18 protein-coding genes and 1 pseudogene are annotated in these 23,307 nt (G+C 72.0%); 10 read left to right on the top strand and 9 right to left on the bottom strand.

The annotated features are described in order from the left end of the window. The first annotated feature begins 382 nt into the window (after positions 1-382). A complete protein-coding gene (locus N4G63_RS18010) occupies positions 383-3,406 on the top strand; it encodes a TonB-dependent receptor (RefSeq protein WP_260787466.1) in 3,024 nt (1,007 codons plus the stop codon). Between the two features lie 51 nt (positions 3,407-3,457). On the opposite strand, the gene N4G63_RS18005 is transcribed toward N4G63_RS18010, so the two are convergent. The 4 genes from N4G63_RS18005 to N4G63_RS17990 all read right to left on the bottom strand — a co-directional run bounded on the left by N4G63_RS18005 (position 3,458) and on the right by N4G63_RS17990 (position 7,209). Then, positions 3,458-4,000, bottom strand: coding sequence for a YgjV family protein (locus N4G63_RS18005; RefSeq protein ID WP_260787467.1), 543 nt, complete (start codon positions 3,998-4,000; stop codon positions 3,458-3,460). A gap of 7 nt (positions 4,001-4,007) precedes the next feature. Continuing rightward, positions 4,008-4,649, bottom strand: a complete 642-nt coding sequence (locus N4G63_RS18000; protein ID WP_260787468.1) for an RpiB/LacA/LacB family sugar-phosphate isomerase — start codon at positions 4,647-4,649, stop codon at positions 4,008-4,010. 92 nt (positions 4,650-4,741) lie between these two features. Next, on the bottom strand, positions 4,742-6,190 hold the full coding sequence (locus N4G63_RS17995; protein WP_260787469.1) for a hypothetical protein: 1,449 nt from the start codon (positions 6,188-6,190) through the stop codon (positions 4,742-4,744). A gap of 29 nt (positions 6,191-6,219) precedes the next feature. Beyond that, positions 6,220-7,209, bottom strand: a complete 990-nt coding sequence (locus N4G63_RS17990; protein ID WP_260787470.1) for a sugar kinase — start codon at positions 7,207-7,209, stop codon at positions 6,220-6,222. Between the two features lie 195 nt (positions 7,210-7,404). Here N4G63_RS17990 and N4G63_RS17985 point away from each other — a divergent pair, with 195 nt between their 5' ends. The 8 genes and pseudogenes from N4G63_RS17985 to N4G63_RS17950 all read left to right on the top strand — a co-directional run bounded on the left by N4G63_RS17985 (position 7,405) and on the right by N4G63_RS17950 (position 16,746). Then, positions 7,405-8,241, top strand: coding sequence for a FadR/GntR family transcriptional regulator (locus tag N4G63_RS17985; protein WP_314600015.1), 837 nt, complete (start codon positions 7,405-7,407; stop codon positions 8,239-8,241). A 221-nt stretch (positions 8,242-8,462) separates the two neighbouring features. Then, entirely contained in the window at positions 8,463-9,374 is a 912-nt protein-coding gene (kdgD, locus tag N4G63_RS17980; RefSeq protein ID WP_260787471.1) for a 5-dehydro-4-deoxyglucarate dehydratase, read from the top strand. Between the two features lie 111 nt (positions 9,375-9,485). Beyond that, the gene (locus N4G63_RS17975) at positions 9,486-10,472 is read left to right on the top strand and encodes a Bug family tripartite tricarboxylate transporter substrate binding protein (protein ID WP_260787472.1); all 987 of its coding nucleotides are present in this window, start codon (positions 9,486-9,488) and stop codon (positions 10,470-10,472) included. A gap of 115 nt (positions 10,473-10,587) precedes the next feature. Beyond that, a complete protein-coding gene (gene gudD, locus N4G63_RS17970) occupies positions 10,588-11,928 on the top strand; it encodes a glucarate dehydratase (protein ID WP_260787473.1) in 1,341 nt (446 codons plus the stop codon). 37 nt (positions 11,929-11,965) lie between these two features. Beyond that, positions 11,966-13,120 (top strand): SMP-30/gluconolactonase/LRE family protein, encoded by a 1,155-nt coding sequence (locus tag N4G63_RS17965; RefSeq protein WP_260787474.1) that lies wholly within the window; start codon positions 11,966-11,968, stop codon positions 13,118-13,120. A gap of 47 nt (positions 13,121-13,167) precedes the next feature. Further along, complete coding sequence (locus N4G63_RS17960; protein ID WP_260787475.1) at positions 13,168-14,667, top strand: aldehyde dehydrogenase family protein; 1,500 nt, start codon at positions 13,168-13,170, stop codon at positions 14,665-14,667. A gap of 137 nt (positions 14,668-14,804) precedes the next feature. Then, positions 14,805-15,773, top strand: a pseudogene (locus N4G63_RS17955) (Bug family tripartite tricarboxylate transporter substrate binding protein); the annotation flags it as partial. Positions 15,774-15,798: 25 nt separating this feature from the next. Next, positions 15,799-16,746, top strand: a complete 948-nt coding sequence (locus N4G63_RS17950; protein WP_260787477.1) for a 2-hydroxyacid dehydrogenase — start codon at positions 15,799-15,801, stop codon at positions 16,744-16,746. An 18-nt stretch (positions 16,747-16,764) separates the two neighbouring features. Here N4G63_RS17950 and N4G63_RS17945 read toward each other — a convergent pair whose 3' ends face one another. Beyond that, a complete protein-coding gene (locus N4G63_RS17945; protein ID WP_260787478.1) occupies positions 16,765-17,307 on the bottom strand; it encodes a hemerythrin domain-containing protein in 543 nt (180 codons plus the stop codon). A gap of 265 nt (positions 17,308-17,572) precedes the next feature. Between N4G63_RS17945 and N4G63_RS17940 the strand changes: the two genes are divergently transcribed. Beyond that, positions 17,573-18,367 carry a Crp/Fnr family transcriptional regulator gene (locus N4G63_RS17940; RefSeq protein ID WP_314600014.1) on the top strand — a complete coding sequence of 265 codons (795 nt, stop codon included), beginning with the start codon at positions 17,573-17,575 and terminating at the stop codon, positions 18,365-18,367. A gap of 225 nt (positions 18,368-18,592) precedes the next feature. On the opposite strand, the gene N4G63_RS17935 is transcribed toward N4G63_RS17940, so the two are convergent. From N4G63_RS17935 to N4G63_RS17920, 4 genes are all read right to left on the bottom strand, one after another. Next, complete coding sequence (locus N4G63_RS17935) at positions 18,593-19,045, bottom strand: copper chaperone PCu(A)C (RefSeq protein WP_260787480.1); 453 nt, start codon at positions 19,043-19,045, stop codon at positions 18,593-18,595. Positions 19,046-19,119: 74 nt separating this feature from the next. Continuing rightward, positions 19,120-19,719, bottom strand: coding sequence for a YbbN family protein (locus tag N4G63_RS17930; RefSeq protein WP_260787481.1), 600 nt, complete (start codon positions 19,717-19,719; stop codon positions 19,120-19,122). Next, entirely contained in the window at positions 19,697-20,953 is a 1,257-nt protein-coding gene (locus N4G63_RS17925) for an exo-alpha-sialidase (protein ID WP_260787482.1), read from the bottom strand. The genes N4G63_RS17930 and N4G63_RS17925 overlap by 23 nt, the downstream gene beginning before the upstream one ends. Beyond that, positions 20,950-23,274 carry a TonB-dependent receptor gene (locus N4G63_RS17920; RefSeq protein WP_314600013.1) on the bottom strand — a complete coding sequence of 775 codons (2,325 nt, stop codon included), beginning with the start codon at positions 23,272-23,274 and terminating at the stop codon, positions 20,950-20,952. Before N4G63_RS17920 ends, N4G63_RS17925 begins: the two co-directional genes overlap by 4 nt. Positions 23,275-23,307: the final 33 nt, after the last annotated feature.

Below are 23,307 nucleotides of genomic sequence, written 5' to 3'. Positions count from 1 at the left end.
CGCAGCCGGGTTGGGCACCCGGCGAGCACCGGCAACGACGAGGGCTCCCCTGACAGGTGCCCACCCTGCGGGCAGGGGTCTGGCAGGGCATGCGCCGGTGTTGCAACCCTTGCCCAGGCGTTTAGCCTGGGCTGCGGGCCGCGCCTTGTCGCCTGCCCTGCCAAACCCCTGCGCACATCCGATTTCTCGGTTTCACTGGACTAGGGCAACACCTGGGTCGGCGGCCTGCGCTTCAGGTCTATCCCCTAGCGCGGTGCGGGCGCGGCCGGGTGGAGCGCTCATCTTCCTGATTGTTTCCGGCCGCTGCATTGCGGGCCGGCGGCCGGCCCGTGAACATGGCAGCGGCCCGAAGGCCAAGCCCTCGAGACAACAGGAGACACAGGTGGGAACAAGCAAGACCAATCGCCGCGCGCTGCGGCAAGCGGCGCAGCCGCGCTGGCCCATGGGGGCCCGTGCCGTGGCCCTGGCCGCCGCCGCGGCCGGCCTGGCCGCACAGGCCCAGACCGGCACCGGCAGCGCCGCCGCGGCCGCGCCGGCCACGCCGGCCAGCGCCAGCGAGGCGGTGGTGGTGACCGGCTTTCGCGCCAGCCTCAACAGCGCGCTCAACGCCAAGAAAAACGCCGACGGCATCGTCGACGTGATCCGCGCCGAGGATGTGTCGAAGTTTCCCGATGCCAACCTGGCCGAGTCGCTGCAGCGCGTGCCCGGCGTGTCGCTGGCGCGTGGCGATGGCGGCGAGGGCAAGCAGATCAGCGTGCGCGGCCTCAGCGCCGGCTTCACGCGGGTGCGCATCAACGGCATCGAGGCCATCTCGGCCACCGGCGCCTCCGACATCAACGGCAGCACCAACCGCAGCCGCGCCTTCGACTTCTCGGTGTTCGCGGCCGAGCTGTTCAGCAGCCTGGAGGTGCGCAAGACCTCGCAGGCCGATCTGGAGGAAGGCTCGCTGGGTGCCACGGTGGATCTGCGCGCCGCGCGGCCCTTCGACTTCAGCGGCCGCACCGTCTCGCTGAGCGCGCAGAAGGGCTACAACACGCTGGCGCGCAACACCGCGCCGCGGCTCACCGGCCTGGTGTCGGACCGCTGGGACACGCCCTGGGGCAAGCTGGGTGCGCTGGTGTCGCTGGCCTACTCCAAGCGCCAGGCCATGGAAGAAGGCTACGAAGCCGTGGAGCTGCTGCCGGCCAGTGCCGATGGCGGTTTCTGCTCGCCCTTGGGCTACTCGCCGCAAAGCCCGGGCAACGATGCGGTGCGCGGGGCCTCGGCCACGAACTGCGGCGTGAACCTGGCGCGCACATCCGACCCCGCGGCCTACCAGAACGTGTTCGGCCGCACCGACAACTTCGGCGGCACGGTGGCCACGCCGGCCGCGGGCAGCGGTGCCTTTCACCCGCGCATTCCGCGCTACCGCCGCTCGGTGGCCGAGTACGAGCGCAGCGGCCTGACCGCGGCCTTCCAGTGGCGGCCTTCGGTGGCCACCGAGCTCAACCTCGACCTGCTGGCCGGCCAGTTCAACAACAGCCGCTACGACAACTACATCTCGGCCATCTCGTTCGGCCGCACGCTGGCCGCGGCCAACGGCAAGCCGCAGACCTCGATCGTCGAAGCCTCGTTCAATGGCAACGGCAGCTGGGAGTACGGCAAGTTCAACGGCGTGGATGTGCGCTCCGAGGGCCTGCTGGATGTCAACAACACGCGCTTTCGCCAGCATGTGCTGTCGGGCAGCCACCAGCTGAGCGAGCGGGTCAAGCTCGAGTTCATGAGCGGGCTGTCGCGCAACACGCTCGATTCACCGCAGCGCACCACGGTGCAGTTCGACTCGCCCAACGTCAACGGCTACTCGTTCGACTTCCGCAACAACCGCAATGTGCCCACGCTGAACTTCGGCATCGACGTGGCCAACCCCAGCAACTTCAGCTGGGGGCCGGTGGATGCCGACGGCACGGTGCATGGCCAGTTCGTGGGCCGCGTGCTCAAGACCGGCAACAAGCTGGCCACCCACAGCCTGGGCGGCAGCTGGGAAGTCAACGAGCAGCTCACGCTGAAGAGCGGCCTGTCGCTGCGGCAGAACACCTGGGACAACTTCGAGGTCAGCTTCGGCGCGCCCAACGGCCTGGCCAATCCGGCCGGGTTCAACATGGGCAGCGTGTCGCGCCTGATCACCGGCTTCGGCCGCGGGCTGGAGGGCTCGGGCTTCCCGTCGCAGTGGGTGGCGGTGGATCTCGACAAGTTCCGCCAGGTGTGGGACATCGAGTGCAACTGCGCCGCCGTGCCCGGCTCGCAGCTGAGCTGGCTGACCCAGGCCAACCGCACGGTCGACGAGAAGATCCAGGCCGCCTACCTGTCGGCCGACTTCAACGCCCAGCTGCTGGGTGTGCCGCTGCGCGGCAATGCCGGCCTGCGCGCCACCGACACCACCGCGCGCTCGTCGGCGCTGGTCAATGCCGGCGGCACGCTGACACCGGTGAACTTCGAGAAGGGCTACCGCGACGTGCTGCCGGCACTGAACCTCACCGCCCAGCTGCCGCGCAATGTGTTCGTGCGCTTCTCGGCCGGCAAGACGCTGTCGCGGCCCGAGTACGTGGATCTGGCGCCGTCGGCGGCCGTCAACGTCAATGCGCAGACGGTGAATATCGGCAACCCGCAGCTTGAACCGATCCGCGCCAAGACCTTCGACCTGCAGGCCGAGTGGTACTACGACAAGGGCGCGATGGTCTCGCTGGGCCTGTTCCACAAGAAGATCGACACCTACATCCAGCGCATCAGCGAGCGTGTGGCCTACAGCACGCTGGGCCTGCCCGATGCGCTGCTGAGCGCGGGCGGCTGCTCGTTGACCGGTGGCACGCCGGCCTGCCCGACGCTGCCCAGCTCGATCGTCACGGTCAGCCGCGCCGCCAACACGCCGGGCGGGCCGCTCAACGGGGTCGAGTTCAACCTGCAGGCGCCGCTGCGCTTCCTACCGGGCATGTTCAGCAACCTGGGCCTGCTGGCCAACTACACCCAGGTGCGCTCGAACATCAACTACATCACCCGCACGGCCACCGCCACGCTGCCGCAGCTGACGATGAACGCGCCGCTGGTGGGCATGTCGCCGCGCGCCCGCAACCTCACGCTGTACTACGAGGACGCCAAGTTCAGCGCGCGCATCTCGTCGGCCTATCGCTCCAAGTACATCTTTGCGGTGCTGGGTGACGTGAACGGCCATGACTTCACCTGGGTCGACCCGAGCACCAACGTCGACTTCTCGATGTCGTACCAGGTGACGCCGCAGCTCAGGCTGAGCTTCGAGGCCGCCAACCTGACCGACCAGCCGCTGCGCTACAGCCGCGACAGCCAGCGCGACGACACGCTGCTGTACGCGCATTCGGGCCGCAGCTTTGCGCTGGGGGCGGCCTACAAGTTCTGAGGCCGCGCCGCTGAACGCGAGGGGCCGCCGCCGGGCGGCCCTGGCCGGGTCTCAGTCTGCCGTGGCCGGCCCGTGCGGCGGGCGGGCCCGCCACAGCTGCCACATCGTGTGCGCGTTCACTGCCGCCACCACCAGCTCCAGCAGCGTGCCGCCCACCGAGCCGGCGATGGCGTTGTGCAGCACCCAGATCAGCGTGCCGCCCAGCATCAGCGCGCGCATGGCCAGGCCCTGCAGGCGAAACAGCGCCCAGGTGCCGCAGATGCTGGCGGCCAGCGGCATCAGCGACAGCGGGCCCTGGTAGAACCAGGCCGCGAAGCCGGCATTGACGGCGATGAAGGCCCAGGCCAGATGGCCGCTGCGCCAGCGCAGCGACACCAGCGCGCGGGCCAGCGACACGCCGGTGCTGGCCGCGGCGGCCGGCTGGCCCAGCCAGGCGAAGTGGATGGCATAACTCAGGCACTCGGCGGCCATCAGCCAGCGAAAGCGCCGGTCGTCCGTCTGGGCGAAGCAGGCCACGCCAAACGCGAAAGCGGCCCAGCCGGGCCACTGCGCCGGCTGGGCCGCCTGGGCAAGCCAGTCGGTGACCTGGAGCAAGGCCGCGTCAGGCCGCCAGCACGCCGCGCAGGTGGGCGGCGATGGCCTCGTCCTGGCAGTTCGCAAAGAACAGTTCCTGGAACTTCTCGCCGGCGATGGTGGCCTTCAGCAGATCGGCGTCCACGCCCTTCAGCACCTCCAGCATGGGCTTGCTGGCAGCGGCCTTCAGGCCCTTCAGGATGCCGCGGTTCTTGGCCATGATGGCCGCGCGCTCCTTCGGGTAGCCCACGCCGCGCTCCACCTCGAACAGCTTGCGGTAGCAGTCCTGCAGGTTCAGCTCGGCGGCCCAGCCAAAGCCCTTGGCATAGGGCATCGACAGGCAGTTGCCGTCGTTGATCTGGCCGAACAGGAAGGCGTCGGTGGGGTCGATCACCAGGCCGCAGAACACGCCGGGCATGCTGTTGCAGGCCAGCATCGAGCCCATGCCGGTGCCGCAGCCGGTGACCACGAAATCGGCCGCGCCGCTGTTGAGCACGATGCCGGCCAGCAGGCCGTTCATCACATAGGTGAGCGAGGCCTTGTCTTCGGGCGCGTACATGCCGTAGTGGTGCACGCTGTGGCCCAGCGGCTCGACCACGCTCTTGAGCGCGCCGTGCACGATCTCGGACTTGGCGGCCTGGCTGTTCTCGATGATCAGGGCAATCTTCATGGGGTGTCCTTTGGCGGGTTGGGGCAGGGCAGGCGCGGCATGCGCCAGGGGGTTGGGGGGGCTGGGGTCGGCGGGGTGGCGGGGCGGCGGGATCAGGCCGGCCGGGTCAGCCCGGGCAGGGCGGCCCAGCCGGCGCGCGGCATCGGCGTGGCGGTGTCGAGCCGCCAGTCGGCCTCGGCAAAAACGCGGCGGCTGGGCGTGTGGCGCGGGTAGCCCAGCGGATGCTCGGCCTCGCTGTCGAGGATGCGGCCCTCGCCGCGCAGCAGTTGCTCGATGAAGCCGGCGTCGATGGCGTCGCGGTCCCAGGGCCGGGCGCCCAGCAGCCGCGGCAGGCGCTCGGCCAGGCCGGTGCAGGGCCACAGCGGCAGGCCCTCGGGCAGCTCGGCCTGGGCCAGCGGCAGCACGCGGGCGCGGCCCTCGCTCTGATCGGCCAGCAGCGGCAGCGCGGCGCCGTGGCGATCCCAGGCCTGGTTGTCGGCCAGGTGCAGCGCCACATCGCCCACGCCGCGCAGCGTGAACAGCGCGGTGCCGGGCTCGGTGTCGGGGCCGGCGCGGTACAGGTTGCCCACCAGGCTGATGCGGCCGAGTTGCGGCGGCTGGCCCTGCCATTCATTGGCCAGCAGGTTGTAGTGCACCGCACGGCGGCCGGGGTTGACGATCCAGTTGTTGACCATGGCGCCGCGCGCGCCGCCCTTGAACAGCGCGTTGCGCTCGCGGTTGCTGAGGTAGGCGTTGCGCCACAGCAGCACGGCGCTGGTGTTGTCGTGGATCAGCGAGCCCTTGCTGTGCTCGCCCTTCTCGTGCACCGAGTGGCTGAGGCTTTGCGCGATCAGGTTGTGCGCGTAGGTGATGCGGTGCGAGGTGGCGCGACGCCAGTCGTCGGGCGTGGCGCCCTCGAAGCGCGGGCCCGAGGCCGAGAGGTTCTCGTCGGTGGCCCAGCTGAAGCTGCAGTGGTCCACCACCACGTCGTGCGCGCCGGCCAGCGTGGAGATGCCGTCCTGGTCGCCGCCGCCCTTCTTGGGCCGGCCGAACTCGCCCGGCCGCAGCCGCAGGTGCTGGATCAGCACGTTGTGCGTGTGCACCGTGAACTCGCTCTTGACGATGCTGATGCCCGGGCTGGGCGCGGTGTGGCCGGCCACGGTGATGAACGGGTGCCGGATGGCCAGCGGCGCACCGGCCATGTCGATCACGCCGCCGACCTCGAAGACCACGATGCGCGGGCCCTCGGCCTCGAGCGCGGCGCGCAGCGAGCCGGGGCCGGCGGCGGCCAGCGTGGTGACACGCAGCAGCCGCCCGCCCAGGCCGCCGCGCGTGCCGGCCCAGCCGAGGTGCGGCAGCGTGAAGGCGTCATCTGGCAAGGCCAAGTTCTGGTCAGGCAGCGCCAAGTTCCGGTCAGGCAGGGCCAGGGTTTGGCCAGCCTGGGCCTGGGCCACGGCCAGCGCGGGCCAGGCCAGGCCGGCCAGCGTGGCCAGGCCAGCCTGGCCCAGCAGCGTGCGGCGGCGGGGCGTGAAGCGGGGGCGTGTGACGGCGTGCGCGGGCATGGTTTGGCGGTTGGGGGGCAGGGGCGGGATCAGCGTTCACCCAGCAGATCGGCCATGGCCTCGCGCGGGATCACCGCACCGGGGTGCTGGATCACGCGCGCGGCCAGGCGGTTGCCAAAGGCCGCGGCTTCGGCCACCGCGGCGCCGGCCAGGCGGCGGGCCAGGTAGCCGGCGGCAAACGAGTCGCCGGCGGCGGTGGTGTCGATCACCTGGGCCACGGCTTCGGTGGGCACGCTGTGCCAGGGCTGGCCGGCACCCAGGCGGCACAGCGTGGCCTCGCCGCCGCGCTTGACCACCAGCTCGGGCGCGGCCAGTGCGGCGGCATGGGCCAGCGCGGCCTCGGCCGCCACCGGCTGTCCGTCGCCCGCGCCCAGCACCTGGCCGCGGCCCAGCCAGGCCTGGTGGTCGTCCAGCGTCAGCAGCACCGTGTCGGCGCGGGCAAAGGCGGCCTCGTAGGCGGCGCGGGCCTCGGCCGGGTCGGGCCACAGGCGCGGGCGGTGGTTGTTGTCGAACACCACCTGGCCGCCAGCGGCACGCAGCCGCTCCATCAGCGCATACAGCCGGCTGCGGCCGGCCGGCGGCAGGATGGCCAGGCTGATGCCGCTGAGGTAGAGCAGGTCGCAGGGCAGGGGCTCGGCCTCCAGCGGCGTGGCGCCGGGCGGGGTGTCGAAGTAGCTGCGCGCGGCGGCCTGGTCGCGCCAGTAGTGGAAGCGGCGCTCGCCGCCGGCATCCACCTCGATCATGTACAGCCCCGGCAGCCGGCCCGGCAGCCGGCGCAGCAGGTCGAGGCCCAGGCCCTCAGCCGCCCAGCGGGCGGCCAGGCCGTCGCTCAGCGGGTCGTCGCCCAGCGCGGTGGCGTACTGCACGCTGCACTGCGGCGCGCAGCGCGCCAGGTACAGCGCGGTGTTCAGCGTGTCGCCGCCAAAACCCTGGCGCAGGCTGCCAAAGGCCTGCCCGGTGAGCTCGAGCATGCATTCGCCAAACAGGGCAATGCGGCGGGCGGGGGCAGGTGGGCGCATGGGTGGGGGCGGTGGCTGGCCAGTCGCAGCGCAGCGGAGATTTGTTTTAAAACGTCGTTTCATTGTGCCGCATCGCACCGCGGATGCCCATCCGGATTGCACCTGGGTGTCCGATGTCTGATCTCTGGCCGCCGGCGAGTTGGCCGACAATCGCCGCAGCCGTCGCCACACCCCGCCTTGCAGCCTGCGCCATCCATGAACCGCCCCCTCGGCATTGCCCGTCCCCGCAACCTGGCCCAGCATCTGGTGGAGCAACTGGGCCAGCGCATCCGCGACGGCGCCTGGGCGGTGGGTGAGCGCCTGCCCACCGAATCGGCCCTGGTGGCCGAGTTCGGCGTCAGCCGCACCGTGGTGCGCGAGGCCATCAGCAAGCTGCAGGCGGCCGGCCGGGTGGTCACGCGGCACGGCGTGGGCACCTTCGTGGCCGAGGCCGCCGAGGGCTGGGATTTCCGCGTGCAGCCGCACGAGCGCGGCACGCTGCAGGACGTGATTGCCGTGCTCGAGCTGCGCATCGGCGTCGAGAGCGAGGCCGCGGCGCTGGCCGCGATGCGCCGCACGCCCGAGCAGCTGCTGGCCCTGCGCGCCGCGCTCGATGCCTTTGGCCAGGCGGTGGAGGAGGGCCGCGACGCGGTGGCCAGCGACTTCCAGTTCCACCGCGAGCTGGCGCGCGCCGCGCACAACCCGCATTTCGAGGCGCTGATGGATTCGTTCGGCGTGCAGGTGATCCCGCGGGCACGGCTGACGCCGCACCTGAGCGACAGTGCCCACCAGGCCTACCTGCGCCGCGTGAACACCGAGCACGAGAGCATCCTCGACGCCGTGGCCGCGCAAGACCCCGATGGCGCCCGCGCCGCCATGCGCACCCACCTGGTCAACAGCCGTGAGCGCCGCCGCCGCGCGGCCGACGAGGCGGCTTCGGCGCCGGGCACGGGCGCTGCCCTGGCGGCAGCCCAGGCCGCCACCGGCACGCTGGACGCCGGTCTGCCCACGCGGCCGGCCGCCGGCCCAGGCGCCGCATTGCCGGCGCGCTGACCCAGCGCCGACCCAGCGCCGACCCAGCGCCGACCCAGCGCCGACACCGGCACGCGACTGCCAGGCGTCTGCCAAGCGGTCGCCAGGCGGTCGCCAGGGTTAACCCTCAAGCCGTCCCACAAGCTTAGTTGTACGATGTCTAACAACAACGGATGAGCGTCGCCCTGCCGCGAGCTTGCCCCTCCCTTTTTTTCATCAGCCCCCCTGCCGGAGCGCCTGCCATGACCCCCCAAGAGCTCAAGACCGCCATGTCCAGCGGCCTGCTGTCCTTTCCGCTGACCGACTTCAACGCCGACCTCAGCTTCGACCCCAAGGGCTACGCGGCGCGGCTGGAATGGCTCAAGCCCTATGGCGCCACGGTGCTGTTCGCGGCCGGTGGCACGGGCGAGTTCTTCTCGCTGGAGCCGGTGGAATTCGGTGAGGTGGTGAAGGTGGCCGTGGACACCTGCCGCGGCCACACGCCCATCATTGCCGGCGCCGGTGGCGGCACCCGCCTGGCCATCCAGTACGCGCAAGAAGCTGAAGCCCGCGGCGCCCAGGGCATCCTGCTGCTGCCGCACTACCTGACCGAGGCCTCGCAAGAGGGCCTGCTGGCCCACGTGGAAGCCGTGTGCAAGAGCGTGAAGATCGGCGTGGTGGTCTACAACCGCGGCGGCGCGCGCTACGCCCCCGAGACCCTGGCCCAGCTGGTGGAGCGCTGCCCGAACCTGATCGGCTACAAGGACGGCGTCGGCGACATCGAGCACTTCGTGATCGTGCGCCGCACGCTGGGTGACCGCGTGGCCTACCTGGGCGGCCTGCCCACCGCCGAGGTGTTTGCCGCGCCGTACTACGCCATGGGCTGCCATGTGTACTCGTCGGCGGTGTTCAATTTCATCCCGCAGACGGCGATGGACTTCTACAACGCGCTGGCCAAGGGCGACCAGGCCACCTGCAACAAGCTGCTGGACGAGTTCTTCCTGCCCTACATCGCGCTGCGCAACAAGGGCCAGGGTTATGCGGTGAGCATCGTCAAGGCCGGTGCCGCCATCGCCGGCCACTCGGCCGGCCCGGTGCGCCCGCCGCTGTCGGACCTGAAGGCGCCCGAGGTGGAGCAGCTGCGCGCGCTGATGGCCAAGCTTGGGCCCCAGTAAGCCGGCCTTCGATCCGACCTGACCGGCTGCCTGCCTGCCTGTTCTCCGCCCGGCCCTGTGGCCGGTGCGGCTGCCGACTCCCCGGCAACCCCTCACCGATCTGACATCGACATGACCCTCCGCCGCCGCCTCCTGGGCGCCGGGCTGGTGCTGGCCGCAGCCGCGATGGCCGCCCTGGCCACCGCGATGCCCGCCCAGGCCTACCCCGACAAGCCCGTCACGCTGCTGGTGCCGTTCCCGCCCGGCGGCTCCACCGATGCCATCGCCCGCGCACTGTCGTCCAAGCTGCAGGACAAGCTCGGCGGCAGCTTCATCGTCGACAACAAGGCCGGCGCCACCGGCACCATCGGTGCCGGCCAGGTCAGGCGCGCGGCGGCCGATGGCCACACGCTGCTGGTCACCTCGCTGGGCCCGCTGGTGATTGCGCCGCACCTGATCAAGGGCGTGACCTATGACGCCGGCAAGGACTTCGATCTGCTCACCGTGGCCGTGCAGGCGCCCAATGTGCTGGTGGTGCCCGCCAACTCGCGCTTCAAGAGCGTGGCCGAGCTGCAGGCCGAGCTGAAGAAGACCCCCGGCAAGCTGAGCTTCGCATCGTCGGGCAATGGCTCGTCCGACCACCTCACCGCCGAGCTGTTCTGGCTGCAGACCGGCACCGAGGCCATCCACGTGCCCTACAAGGGCGGCGCGCCGGCCATCACCGACCTGCTGGGCGGCAATGTCGATGCCTCGTTCCAGAACATCAATGCGGTGCTGCAGCACATCCAGGGCGGCAAGCTGCGCGCGCTGGCCATCACCGGCGCGCAGCGCTCGGCCCTGCTGCCGCAGCTGCCCACGCTGGCCGAGGCCGGCGTGAAGGGTGTCGACGTGTACTCGTGGCAGGCCGTGGCCGCGCCCAAGGGCCTGCCCGCCGACATCAAGGCCAAGCTGCACGGCGCCCTGGTGGCCGCGCTGAACGACCCCGCACTGAAGACCAAGCTCACCGAGCAGGGTTTTGAGGTCGTGGCCAACACGCCCGAGCAGTTCACCAAGTTCCAGGCCGCGGAATTTGCGCGCTGGAAGCAGCTGATCGAGACCCGCAAGATCACCGCAGATTGATTGGCCCACCGCCGAAGCGGCTGCGCCGCTCCCCCCTCAAGGGGGCGTCGCCAGCGGCCCGGCAGAGCCGGTTCCGCGGCGACTGCTTGGTTAATCCCGAACCCAAAGTGTTGACATGACCACCAGTTCACCTGTTGTCCGCCAGATGCGCGTCGTGCCCGTCGCGGGCACCGACGGCATGCTGCTGAACCTGTCGGGCGCGCATGCGCCCTTTTTCACCCGCAACATCGTCATCGTCACCGACTCGGCCGGAAACACCGGCCTGGGCGAGGTGCCCGGCGGCGAGAAGATCCGCCAGACGCTGGAAGACGCCCGCGCCATCGTCGAAGGCCGGCCGATCGGCCAGTTGCAGGCCATCCTGGCCGAGATGCGCACCAAGTTCGCCGACCGCGACTCGGGCGGCCGCGGCCTGCAGACCTTTGACCTGCGCACCACCATCCACGCCGTCACGGCCGTGGAGAGCGCGCTGCTCGACCTGCAGGGCCAGCACCTGGGCGTGCCGGTGGCGGCCCTGCTGGGCGAAGGCCAGCAGCGCGATGCCGTGCAGATGCTGGGTTATCTTTTTTTCCTGGGCGACCGGCGCAAGACCGATCTGCCCTATGTCGATCCGACGAGCGAACCCGAGACCGCCGACGGCTGGTTCCGCGAGCGCCACAACGAGGCGCTGACCCCCGAGCGTGTGGTGCGCCTGGCCGAGGCCGCGCAGGCCCGCTACGGCTTTCAGGACTTCAAGCTGAAGGGCGGCGTGCTGGCGCCCGAGGCCGAGGTGGAGGCCATCGTCGCGCTGCACGAGCGCTTTCCCGAGGCCCGCATCACGCTCGACCCCAACGGCGGCTGGAAGTTGAAGGACGCCATCCGCGTGCTGCGCGACCTGCACGGCGTGCTGGCCTATGCCGAAGACCCCTGCGGCGCCGAAGACGGCTTCTCGGGCCGCGAGGTGATGGCCGAGTTTCGCCGCGCCACCGGCCTGCGCACGGCCACCAACATGGTGGCCACCGACTGGCGCCAGATGGTGCATGCGCTGTCGCTGCAGGCGGTCGACATCCCGCTGGCCGACCCGCACTTCTGGACCATGGCCGGCAGCGTGCGCGTGGCCCAGACCTGCCGCGACTGGGGCCTCACCTGGGGCAGCCATTCGAACAACCACTTCGACATCTCGCTGGCCATGTTCACCCACGTCGGGGCCGCGGCACCGGGCCAGGTGACGGCCATCGACACCCACTGGATCTGGCAGGACGGCCAGCGCCTGACCAAAGAGCCGCTGCAGATCCAGGGCGGCTACGTGCACGTGCCCGAGAAGCCGGGCCTGGGCATCGAGATCGACCTGGCCGAGGTGGAGAAGGCCCACCAGCTGTACCTGCAGCACGGCCTGGGCGCGCGCGACGACGCCATCGCGATGCAGTACCTGATCCCCGGCTGGAGCTTCGACAACAAGCGGCCCTGCCTGGTGCGCTGACGCCGGCACGACAACAACAAGCCACAGGAGACACACGATGACCCGCAGCACCGCGCCGAGCCGGCGCCAGTTCTTGGCCTCCACTGCGGCTACCGCGGCCACTGCGGCCACCACCGCCTCGGTGGGCACCGGCCTGCTGGCCCTGGCCGGCGGCGCCTCGGCGCAGAGCTTCCCGTTCCAGCCGAACCAGCGCTACCCCGATCCGGCGCTGCAGATCCTCGACCCGGCCTTCCTCAAGTACCGCATCTACAGCAGCACGCTCGAGCAGGTGGGCAGCGGCATGCGCTGGGCCGAGGGGCCGGTGTACTTTCCGGGCGAGAACGGCGGGCCGGGCCATGTGCTGGTCAGCGACATTCCGAACAACCGGATCATGAAGTTCGACGAGAAGAGCGGTGCCTTCACCGTCTTCCGCAGCCCGGCCCACTATGCCAACGGCAACACCCGCGACCGCCAGGGCCGGCTGATCAGCTGCGAGCATTCGGTCACCCGCCGCATCACCCGCACCGAGCACGATGGCCGCATCACCGTGCTGGCCGAGCGCTTCGAGGGCAAGCGGCTGAATGCGCCGAACGACATCGTGGTCAAGAGCGACGACTCGATCTGGTTCACCGACCCGCTGTTCGGCATCAACGGCGAGTGGGAAGGCAGCCGCGCCAAGCCCGAGCAGGCCAGCACCAACGTCTACCGGCTCGACCCCGCCAGCGGCCAGCTCACGGCCGTGATCACCGACATCGTCAACCCCAACGGCCTGGCCTTCAGCCCCGACGAGAAGAAGCTCTACGTGGTGGAGTGGAAGGGCACGCCCAACCGCAGCCTGTGGGCCTACGACGTGGCGGCCGACGGCCGCAGCCTGAGCCACAAGACCAAGCTGATCGACGCCGCCGACCAGGGCGCGCTCGATGGCTTTCGGGTCGACCGCGACGGCAACCTGTGGTGCGGCTGGGGCAGCAACGGCGCCATCGCCGCTGAAGCCGTGGAGCAGGGCGGCCGCAAGGTCTACCCGCTGCGCGCCCAGCCCGAGGCGCTGGACGGCGTGATGGTGTTCAGCCCCGCCGGCAAGCCGCTGGCCCACATCCGCCTGCCCGAGCGCTGCGCCAATGTGTGCTGGGGCGGCCCCAAGAACAACCGCCTGTACATGGCCAGCTGCCACTCGCTGTACGCCATGCACTTCGAGGCGCATGGCGCCACCTGAGGCGCCGCGCCCCACCCCCTGACCCGCACTGACCGAGAGCCTTTCCGATGAGCGCCATGTTGACCTCCTTCGACGCCCGCACCGCCCAGGTGCTGGGCGAACTTGCGCCCACCCCGCCCGCCGCGGTGGATGCCGCCGCCGAGGCCGCGGCCGCGGCCTTTGCCGGCTGGCAGGCCAGCAGCAGCGCGCAGCGCGCGGCCCTGCTGCGCGGCCTGGCCGATGGCCTGGAGGCCGCCCGCGAAACCCTGGTGCCGCTGGCCGACCGCGAGACCGCGCTGGGCCCGGTGCGCCTGAACGGCGAGCTCGACCGCACCGCCTTCCAGCTGCGCCGCTTTGCCCAGATCGCCGAGCGCGGCGAAGCCTTTGCCGTGCTGGACGACCCCGCCGTGGCCGGCGCCCCGCCGGCCGGCCACCCGGCCATGCAGCGCTGGAGCGTGCCGCTGGGCCCGGTGGCCATGTTCTCGGCCAGCAACTTCCCGTTTGCGTTTTCGGTGCTGGGCGGTGACACCGCCTCGGCCCTGGCCGCCGGCTGCCCGGTGGTGGTGAAGGCGCATTCGGGCCATCTGCTGCTGTCGCAGGCGGTGTGGGCCATCGTGCAGCAGGTGCTGGCCGCGCAAGGCCTGCCGGCCGGGCTGGTGGGCCTGGTGCAGGGCGGCGGGCGCGATGTGGGCGTTCGCCTGGTGCGCCATCCGGCCATCGCCGCCGGTGCCTTCACCGGCTCCACGCAAGGCGGCGCCGCGCTGGCCGCCGAGGCCGCCGCGCGGCCGCGCCCGATCCCGTTTTTTGGCGAGCTGGGTTCGGTCAACCCGGTGATCGCGCTGCCGGCCGAACTGGCCGCCAACGGCGCCGCGCTGGCCGCCACGCTGGCCGGCAGCGTGGCGCTGGGCTGCGGCCAGTTCTGCACCAACCCCGGCGTGATCGTGCTGATCGACCAGCTGCAGCCCGGCCTGGACGCCAAGGCCTTGAACGACGCCTTCGTGGCCCAGCTGGCCGAGGCGCTGAAGGCGCAAACGCCGCATGCCATGCTCACCCAGGCCATGCGGGCCGGCTTCGAGGCCGGCGTGGCGCACTGGGCCGAGGCCGGCGCCAGCTTTCTGCTGCGCGAGACCGCCCCCGCCGGCCAGCCGCCGCGGCCGGTGCTGGCCCAGGTCAGCGCGCTCGAGTTCAATGCCAAGGCAGCGCTGCGCGAAGAGGTGTTTGGCCCCAGCAGCCTGATCGTGCGTGCCGCCAGCGTGGCCCAGGCGCTGCAGGTGCTGCAGGCGGTGGGCGGCACGCTCACCGTCACCGTGTGGGGCGCGCAGACCGAAGGCGACGACGTGCACGCCCTGGTGCGTGGCGCCATGGCCATCGCCGGCCGCGTGCTGTTTGCCGGCGTGCCCACCGGCGTGGCCGTCACCGCCGCGCAGCAGCACGGCGGCCCCTGGCCCAGCAGCACCCGGCCCGAGAGCACCTCGGTGGGCGACGCCGCACTGGCGCGTTTTCTGCGCCCGGTGTGCCTGCAGGACGCGCCGGCCTGGCTCACGGCCCGCGCCGGCCGGCCCCTGTAAACAGGCCCACCCCCGAAGCGGCTTCGCCGCCTCGCCCTCGAGGGGGCACCGCCAGCGGCCCGGCAAAGCCGGTTCCGCGGCGGTTGCCGGGTTGCCAGCACCGGTTCGAAAACACTCACCACCCCCAGGAGACCCGCATGACCCCTTCGACTCCCCGCCGCGCACTGCTGGCGCTGGCCGCCCTGGCCAGCCTGGCCGCCCCGCTGACCGCCCAGGCCCAGGACAAGTGGCCCAGCAAGCCGCTGCGCATCGTGGTGCCCTACCCGCCGGGCGGCTCGTCGGACATCATCGCGCGCACCATCAGCCAGCCGCTGTCCGAGGCCCTGGGCCAGACCGTGGTGGTGGAGAACAAACCCGGGGCCAACGGCAATACCGGCGCCGATGCGGTGGCCAAGGCCAATGACGGTCACACCGTGCTGCTGTGCGATGTGGGCGCGCTGGCCATCTCGCCGGCGGTCTACAGCAAGCTGCCCTTCGATCCCAGCAAGGACCTGAAGGGCGTCACCATGCTGGCCTACTCGCCGCACTTGCTGGTGGTGCACCCGTCGGTCAAGGCCAACAGCTTTGCCGAGCTGGTGGCGCTGTCGAAGAAAGAGCCGCTGAACATGGCCATCCCGGCCATCGGCAGCGCGGCGCATGTGGCGGCGGTGGCCGTGGCCCAGGCCAGCGGCGCGCGCTGGGAATACGTGCCCTACAAGGGTGGCGCCCAGGCCATCGGCGACACCGTGGCCGGCCAGACCCAGGTGCTGATGAACGGCATGCTGGCCACGCTGCCGATGGTGACCAACGGCAAGCTCAAGCTGCTGGGCGTGAGCAAGGCCACCCGCATGCCGCTGGTCGGCCAGGTGCCCACGCTGGCCGAGCAGGGCGTCAAGGGCTTCGAGTCGGGCACCTGGCAGGGCCTGATGGTGCCGGCCGGCATGCCCGCGGCCCAGGTGGCCAGGCTCAACGCCGAGCTGATCCGCATCATCCGCTCGCCGGCGGTGCGCGAGCGCCTGGTCAACCAGGGGGCCGAGGTCAACACCATGAGCCCGAGCGACTTCAGCAGCTTCTTCGAGAAGGAGCGCAAGAAGTGGGCCGCCGTGGCGCAGGCCGCCGGCATCAAGGCGCCAAGCTCAGGCCCGGGCCCCGATGACCCCGCCCGTCGTACTGAACACCGGCCGCCTGCCGGCCGATCTGCTGCAACTGCTGGCCGCGCGCTACACGCTGCACGACCTGGCCACGCTGCCCGATGCCGCCGCGCGCAGCGCCTGGCTGGCCCGGCACGGCGCGCAGGTGCAGGCGGTGGTCACCTCGGCCTCCACCGGGCTGGACGAGGCCACCCTGGCCGCTCTGCCGGCGCTGCGCGTGATCTCGTCCTTTGGCGTGGGCCTGGACAAGCTGCCGGTGGCCGCCGCCCGGGCACGCGGCATCGCGGTGGGCTACACGCCCGATGTGCTCAACGACTGCGTGGCCGACCTGGGCTTTGCGCTGCTGCTCGACGTGGCGCGCTCGTTGAGCGCGGCCGACCGCTTTGTGCGCCGCGGCGACTGGACCCGCGGCGCCTTCGGCCTGACCCGCAAGGTGAGCGGCGCGCGCCTGGGCCTGGTCGGCCTGGGCCGCATCGGCCGCAGCATTGCCGAGCGGGCCACGGGCTTTCGCATGGACATCCGCTACCACAGCCGGCGCGCCGTGGCCGATGTGGCCTGGCGGCACGAACCCGTGCTCACCGAGCTGGCGCGCTGGGCCGACTACCTGGTGGTGATCACCGCCGGTGGTCCCGAGACCCGGCACCTGGTGAATGCCGGCGTGCTGGACGCGCTGGGCCCCGACGGCTTTCTGGTCAACGTGGCGCGCGGCAGCGTGGTCGACGAGGCCGCCTTGCTGGCCGCCCTGCAGCAGCGCCGCATTGCCGGCGCCGGGCTGGATGTATATGACGACGAGCCGCGCGTGCCCGAGGCCTTCTTTGCGCTCGACAACGTGGTGCTGGCACCGCACATCGCCAGCGCCACGCGCGAGACGCGCCAGGCCATGGCCGACCGCGTGGCCGAGAACCTGGCCGCTTTTTTCGAGCGCGGGCAACTCGTTTCGGCTGCGTAAGCCGCCGGCCGGGCGCGCTCAGGGCCGGCGCCGCGCCGCCATCTCGGCGCCCATGGCCGGCCACTCGGCCGCCGGCGTGGCGGCGCGGGCGGCCGGGAACACCAGCTCGTCTTCCAGCGCCAGATGCCCGGCATGGCGCGCAATGAAGGCCTCGGCCGCCTGCTGCCAGCCGGCGGCCGGCACCGCACCATCCCGCAGCGCGGCCAGCGCCGGCCCCAGCGTGGCCCACAGTGCGGCAAAGGCGGCGTGGTCGGCCAGCAGGCGGGCGGCGGCCTCGCGCTGCGCGGGCTCGGCGGCCGCGGCCAGGCGCGGCAGCACATGGCGTTCTTCGTCCAGATGGTGCTGCGGCGCGGCGATCTCGAAATAACGCCACACATCGGCGGCCGCACTGCGTGCCGCGGCATCGGCGCCCTGCGCCTGCCAGTGCGCCAGCAGGCGCTGCAGCAGGGCCAGCGAGCGCCGCACCCGCTCGTGGCAGGCGGCCAGCATCTCGAAAGGCTGCTCAAAACCCACCCCGGGCGCGGCCTGGCCAGGGGCTGAAATGGTGTGCAGGCGGCTCATGCGGCCGGATTGTCGGCGCAGTGCCGGCCGCCGCGCCGCCGCGCCGCTGCACCGTGCACTTTTTTGCGGTTTCAAGCGGCGGCGGGAGGCCGCCGGGTGGCTGGTTTGCGCCAGCGCGTGCTGCCCCTGCGCCCGCGCTTGATCCAACGCAACCCGGGCCCCGGGGTGCTCGCCGACAGTTGGCCCAACAGGACGTCGGCCGCCATCTGCTGTGAACGGGTGCCCGGCCACCGTCCGCCGCATCGACACCGAACCCGACCGACGCATGGAACCCCGATACGCTGCTCCCCTCGGCACGCCGGTGCTGCGCGAGGCCGCCGGCATCCGGCTGGCTGGCGAGGCCGGCGCCGCGCTGCGGGCCACCCAGGCCAAGGCCATGGCCAGCGACGCCGAGCTGTGGCGCGCGCTGCTGGGCGGCGCCCCGCTGTCCGACGCCGAGGCCGGCGCGCTCGAAGCGCTGGCCCGGACCCACACCGTGCCCACCGGGCAGGGCGTGCTCAGCCGCAGCGCTGCCGCCGACACCCTGGTGGCCCTGCGCAGCGGCGAGGTGGCGCTGGGCTTTCGCACCGCCGACGGCACCTTTCGCACCGAGCGCATCGTGCGCGGCCCGGCCTGGCTGGATCTCAGCTCGGCCTGGACCGGCGACACCCATGTGATGGACGCCCAGGCCCTGGGCCCGGCCCAGGTGGTCGAGCTGCCGCGTGCGGCCCTGGCCGCGCGGCTGGCGGTGCACCCGGGCCTGGCCCAGCGGGTCATCGAAGGCCTGGCGCGCGAGGTGCAGGCCCTGGCCGTCAACACCCACGAGCTGATGCACAAGGACGCGCCGGCCCGCCTGGCGCAATGGCTGCACCAGCGCTGCGAGCCGGTCGACGACACCGGCAACCAGGCCGTGGTGCGCCTGCACGAGCGCAAGCGCGACGTGGCCTCGCAGCTGGCGATCACGCCCGAGACCCTGTCGCGGCTGATGCGCAGCTTCACCCGCCAGGGCGTGATCGAGGTTTCGGGCTACCTGGTGCGGGTGCTCGACACCGTGGCGCTGGAGCGCCTGGCCCAGGCCTGAGCGGCGCGGCGCCGCCGGGTCGACGCCGGGGTGCAGCCGCCCGTCGATCACGCGCACGGCCTTCAATTCGGCCTTGGGGCCTTCGAGCCAGGCGCTTCAGCGCCAGTGGTTGTTGCCGATGGACGGCTCGCTCTGAACGATGCGCAGGCTCATTGTGGGGGCGTCAGGGCATTGCGAGCCCATCGCCTGAACCGGCGGACAGGACGAACGCGCTGCCTCCGTCACTCAGTGCCGGTGAGCGCCGCCCGACAGCGGCTTGACCGGGGCCTTCAGCTGCAGTGTCTCCTTCTTGCCGTCGGTGCCTTCGACCACCAGGGTCAGGTCGATGCTGTCGCCGTCCTTCAGCGGTGCCTTCAGGTCCATCAGCATCACGTGGTAGCCGCCGGGCTTGAGCTCCACCGCCTTGCCGGCCGGCAGCGCCAGGCCGCCGGGCAGGGCGCGCATCTTCATCGTGCTGCCTTCCATGGCCATCTCGTGGATCTCGACCACGCCGGCCGCCGGCGAGCTGACCGAGACCAGCTTGCCGCCGGCCTTGGAGGTGATCTTCATGAAGGCGCCGGTGGCCTTTTGCTGGGCCACGGTGCCGCGCACCCAGGGCTCGCTGACGGTGGTCTGGGCCTGGGCGGCCAGGCTGCTGAAGGCCAGCAGGGCGGCGGTGAGAAGCGGTGTCTTGCGCATGGCTTGGGTGCTCGGGTCGGAAGGGGCCTGGATTGGCCGGTGGGTGGGCTTGGATCGTCGCGGTGGCGCGGGGTTCAACGGCGGGCGAACCAGCGCTGCAGGTCGCGCTCATCCGGTGCGCCCTGCATGAATTGTGGCGCGCGGCCGGGCGCCAGCCAGGCCACTGAAGGCGAGGTGCCGCTCCAGCCCGGCTGCACCGCATGGCGCAGCGCGGCCGCGCTGCCGTCAAAGGCCAGCAGGCGCTGGGCGCGGGCGTAGTGCGGGGCGGCCAGCAGCCTGGCGTCGTCGTCGCCGGGGGCCAGGTCGGTCACCACCACCACCAGGTCGGCCTGCGCGCGCTGGCGCCGCCGATCGTCGGCCAGACGCACGATGGCCTCGGGGCAGACGCCACACCAGGTGGCCGAAAACACCACCAGCATGGGCTGGCGGCGGCGCTCGGCCTCGCGCTGCAGGGCCTGCCAGGCGCTGGCGTCAAAAGACTCCACCGCGCGCGGCGCGGCCGGGCGGCCGGGCTGGGCCTTGGCGTCGGTGGGGGCCTTGGCCTTGGCGTTGGCGGACGGGCTGGCGGACGGGCTGGCGCTGGCGCGGGTGCCGATGCCGGCGCCCAGCAGCCACATCAGGCCGTGGGCCAGCCATTGCCGGCGGCGGGTTTCAGGCGGGCAGCAGTGTGACAACGCGCACTCCCTGGTCTTCGGTATGCCACAGGGCCAGCACGCGGCCGGCGTCCTGGGCCAGGCGGGGATGGTCGGTCTCGCCGCGGCTGCTGCCCAGCGTGCGCAGCGTGAACGTGCGGCCGCCGTCGGCCGACAGCCAGGCGCGCCACTGCATGGCCTGGCCATCAAAGGCGCGCCAGACGATGGCCACGCGCTCGCCCAGCGCGGCCACGGCGGCATGCTCGGCCGCGGCATCGGGCAGCGGGCGGGCCTCGCCCTGCGGCCGGCCCTGGGCATCCAGCCGGCCATAGCGCACCGCGGCCACGCCGGCGCGCTGGCCGAACCACACCGCATGCCAGCCGCCCGCCGCGGCCGGGGCCAGGCCCGGGCCGTGGTGCGGGCAGCCGGCCACCACCCAGCCGTCCAGCGTGGCGCGCACCGGTGCCGGCGCATCGTCGGCCAGGCGGGCCCAGGCGTGGTCGCGCACGTTGGTGGGGAAGACATGGCGCCACAGCGCGGCCAGGCCGCCCTCGGGCGTGGGCGCCAGCGCAATGCGGCAGCATTCGCAGCTGCCATCGGCCACCTTCAGGTCGGGGCCGAAGCTGGCGCCGCCGTCGCGGCTCTCGACGCGGTAGATGGCCGCGCCCTCGTAGCGGCGGCCGGCGGCCTTGGCCAGTTCGAGATCGCGCTTGTCGATCCACACCACATGCAGGCGGCCGCGGGCGTCGAAGCCCACCGCGTCGAAGCGGTGGGTGATCTCCTGCCGGTCGTGGTGCACCGTGACCGGTGGCGCAAAGCTGGCGCCGCCATCGGCCGAGCGCAGCAGGCGGATGGCGCCGGTGAACGGCTTGCTCAGCGGCATGGTGTAGGTGATCACCGCCTGGCCCTGCGGCCCGAAGGCCAGCTTGGGCCAGCTTTCGCCATCGGCGGCAATGCCGTCGCGGCCGGTGTCCAGGCTTTGCGCGGGCGACCAGCTGGCCCCGGCGTCGGTGCTGCGCTGCAGCTGCAGGCGCGTGCCGTCCAGGCGCAGCACCCACAGCGCGCCGTCGGGCGCCAGCGCGGCGCCCAGGCCCAGCGCGGGCCGCGGCCGGCGGGCCTTGGGCGCTGCGCCGCCGGGGGCGGTAGCGGTGGCCGCCGTGGCCGCATCACCATGGCCGTGCTGGGCGGCCGCGCTGCCGGCCCAGGTGGGCAGGCCCAGGCCCAGGCCCAGCCGGAGCCCCAGGCCCAGGCATTGGCGTCGGTTGGTCGTGGTCATCGCATCTCCCAGCGCAGGGCGGTGTGCAGCACGCGCTGCGGCAGGGTGTGGGCCTGCCAGGCGTGGTGGTTGCCAGCATTGTCGATGCCCAGGCTCCACTCCCACTGTGGCGCAAAGCGCCAGCTGGCCTTCAGGTCGAGCTGGTTCACGCGCGAGGTGCCGCCGTAGGTGTCGGGGTGGATGTCGATGTTGGTGTCGGTGTTGAACTGCCGGCCGCTCCAGCGCCAGGCGGCGGCAAACAGCCAGCCGGGCGTGCCGCGCCAGGCCAGCTGCGCGGTGTAGCGCTGCGGCGGCACGCGCAGCCAGCGCTTGCCCACGCTGGCCGGGTTGGCGGCGTTGGCCTCGATGCGGGCCTGTGCCCAGGTGGCGTTGGCGCCCAGATCGAGGCCGCGATGGCCCAGGTCGCGCGCGTCCCACACCAGCTCCAGGCCCTCGGTGAGCACGCGGTCGATGTTGTTGACCCGCGTGACGCTGGGCGTCACCGTGCTGTCGGTCTGGCGCACGATGGTGTCGCGCACGTCGTCGCGAAACAGGCTGGCGCGCAGGTTCTGGCGGCCCAGGTCGAGCTCGGCGCTGAGCTCCAGCGCACGCGCGCGCTCGGGCCGCAGCGCGGGGTCGCTGGTGGTGATGCTGGTGCCGGTCTTGGTGCCGTTGTAGAGCTCGTCGACGTTCGGAAAGCGCACGCCCTTGGCGGCACTGGCCTTGAGCAGCAGCGTGTCGCTGGCGGCCCAGGCCAGTGCCAGCTTGGGGCTGCTGGCATCGATGCGCCGTGCGGCGTAGGTGTTCTGGGCCACCGGCGGGCCGGCGAAATACTGCGCGCCGCCCCAGGTCTCGAAACGCTCCTGGCGCAGGCCGGCGGTCAGGCGCCAGTCGTCGTTCAGGCGCCAGGCATCTTGCGCATACAGCGCGGTGATGCGGGTGCGGCCGAAGTAGCTCTGATCCAGCGCGGTCTCGGTGCTGCGCCAGTCGCTGGCGGTGTTGACGATGTTCTTCAGCGTGTACTCGTTGCGGTGCAGGCCCACGGTGGGCGCATGGCGGCCCTGGCCCCAGTCGCCTGCTACCGGGCGGTAGGTGGCCTGCAGTTCCAGCGTGGTCCAGCCGGTGCCGTCGCGCCGGGTCACGCTGCCGGCGCCGCCCAGGTCGGCCTCGGGCTGGCTCAGGTTGGCCTGGCGGCTGGCGTCCTCGACGATGCGGTACTGCGTGGCCACCACCGAGGCGTTCCAGCCCGTGGCGTGAGTGGTCTTCCAGGTGGCACCGAGCTGGCGGTGGGCCTCCAGCCGCGTGCTCGGCGCGAAGCTGCTGGCCGGCAGGCTGAAGGCGTAGCGGTCGTCGCGCACGCTGCCCAGCCACACGGGCTTGCCGGCTTCGTCGCGCAGCCAGGTGTCGTAGCGCAGATCGCTGCGGCTGCGCCACAGCGACACGCGGGCCTCGACCTCCTGCGTGGGCGACAGCGCCCAGCCGCCGCGCGCGTTGAGCGTGTCCTGCACGCTGTGGTCGATGCCGGTGGCGCCAAACAGCGCGCGCTCGCGGCCGTTGGGGTCGGTGTCGTAGACGATGCCGCTGACGCGGGTTTGCGCCGCCGGCGTGGCAAAGGCGCCGCTGGTGCTGCCGCGCACCGCATTGGCATAGCCCATCGGGTGGCCCTGGCTGTCCTGGTGCTGCAGGCCCAGCACCCAGAACAGGCCGTTGTCATGGCGCATGGCCAGGCGCGCCGAGGCCTGGCCGGCGAGGTAGGTCTCGGCGCTGGCGTACTCCTGGAAATCCTGCTGCGACAGGCGCAGCGATGCCGAAGCCTCGAAGCCGCGCGGCTTGCGCTCGGTCATCACCAGGGTGGTGCCGATGCTGTTGCCCGGGTAGATGGCCGAGAACGGGCCGTACAGCGCATCCACCCGCTCCAGTGCCTCGAGGTTGACCATGTTCCAGCGCGGCGCGTCGAAGCGCCCGAGGAAGTTGCTGATCAGGTAGCCGTCCACATAGACCAGCGCGCGCCCGGGCTGCAGCACGCCGTGGCTGCGGCCGCCGACGTTGGCATTGCGGTCGCCCAGGTAGCGCTTGCGGATGGCCGTGCTGGGCAGCATGCGGGCGGCATCTTCGGGGTTGAAGAGGTTTTGCTCGCGCAGGTCTTCGGCGGTGATGCTGGCCGTGCTGCTGGGCAGGTTGGGGTCGAGCGCGGCGCGCGTGCCGGTGATGACCAAGGGCTGTACCTGGGCGTCGGTGGCCACGCCCTGGGCGTGGCTGCTGCCGGTGGCGGCGGCCAGGCAGGCCAGGGCGATGAGGTGCAGCGGCGGCCGGCCGGGGTGGGCAGTGCAGGAGGGGGGCATGGCAATCTGAACAGGGCGGTTCGTGCCCGCCAG

The sequence above is a fragment of the Aquabacterium sp. OR-4 genome (assembly GCF_025290835.2).
Lineage (GTDB): Bacteria > Pseudomonadota > Gammaproteobacteria > Burkholderiales > Burkholderiaceae_C > Pseudaquabacterium.
This window is presented reverse-complemented; position numbering and strand designations above follow the sequence as displayed.

Coding starts and splice junctions, on each gene's coding strand:
- N4G63_RS18000 (WP_260787468.1), bottom strand. CDS start 4,649: ATGAAGATTGCCCTGATCATCGAGAACAGCCAGGCCGCCAAGTCCGAG.
- N4G63_RS17995 (WP_260787469.1), bottom strand. CDS start 6,190: ATGCCCGCGCACGCCGTCACACGCCCCCGCTTCACGCCCCGCCGCCGC.
- N4G63_RS17990 (WP_260787470.1), bottom strand. CDS start 7,209: ATGCGCCCACCTGCCCCCGCCCGCCGCATTGCCCTGTTTGGCGAATGC.
- N4G63_RS17985 (WP_314600015.1), top strand. CDS start 7,405: ATGAACCGCCCCCTCGGCATTGCCCGTCCCCGCAACCTGGCCCAGCAT.
- kdgD (WP_260787471.1), top strand. CDS start 8,463: ATGACCCCCCAAGAGCTCAAGACCGCCATGTCCAGCGGCCTGCTGTCC.
- N4G63_RS17975 (WP_260787472.1), top strand. CDS start 9,486: ATGACCCTCCGCCGCCGCCTCCTGGGCGCCGGGCTGGTGCTGGCCGCA.
- gudD (WP_260787473.1), top strand. CDS start 10,588: ATGACCACCAGTTCACCTGTTGTCCGCCAGATGCGCGTCGTGCCCGTC.
- N4G63_RS17965 (WP_260787474.1), top strand. CDS start 11,966: ATGACCCGCAGCACCGCGCCGAGCCGGCGCCAGTTCTTGGCCTCCACT.
- N4G63_RS17960 (WP_260787475.1), top strand. CDS start 13,168: ATGAGCGCCATGTTGACCTCCTTCGACGCCCGCACCGCCCAGGTGCTG.
- N4G63_RS17950 (WP_260787477.1), top strand. CDS start 15,799: ATGACCCCGCCCGTCGTACTGAACACCGGCCGCCTGCCGGCCGATCTG.
- N4G63_RS17945 (WP_260787478.1), bottom strand. CDS start 17,307: ATGAGCCGCCTGCACACCATTTCAGCCCCTGGCCAGGCCGCGCCCGGG.
- N4G63_RS17940 (WP_314600014.1), top strand. CDS start 17,573: ATGGAACCCCGATACGCTGCTCCCCTCGGCACGCCGGTGCTGCGCGAG.
- N4G63_RS17935 (WP_260787480.1), bottom strand. CDS start 19,045: ATGCGCAAGACACCGCTTCTCACCGCCGCCCTGCTGGCCTTCAGCAGC.
- N4G63_RS17925 (WP_260787482.1), bottom strand. CDS start 20,953: ATGACCACGACCAACCGACGCCAATGCCTGGGCCTGGGGCTCCGGCTG.
- N4G63_RS17920 (WP_314600013.1), bottom strand. CDS start 23,274: ATGCCCCCCTCCTGCACTGCCCACCCCGGCCGGCCGCCGCTGCACCTC.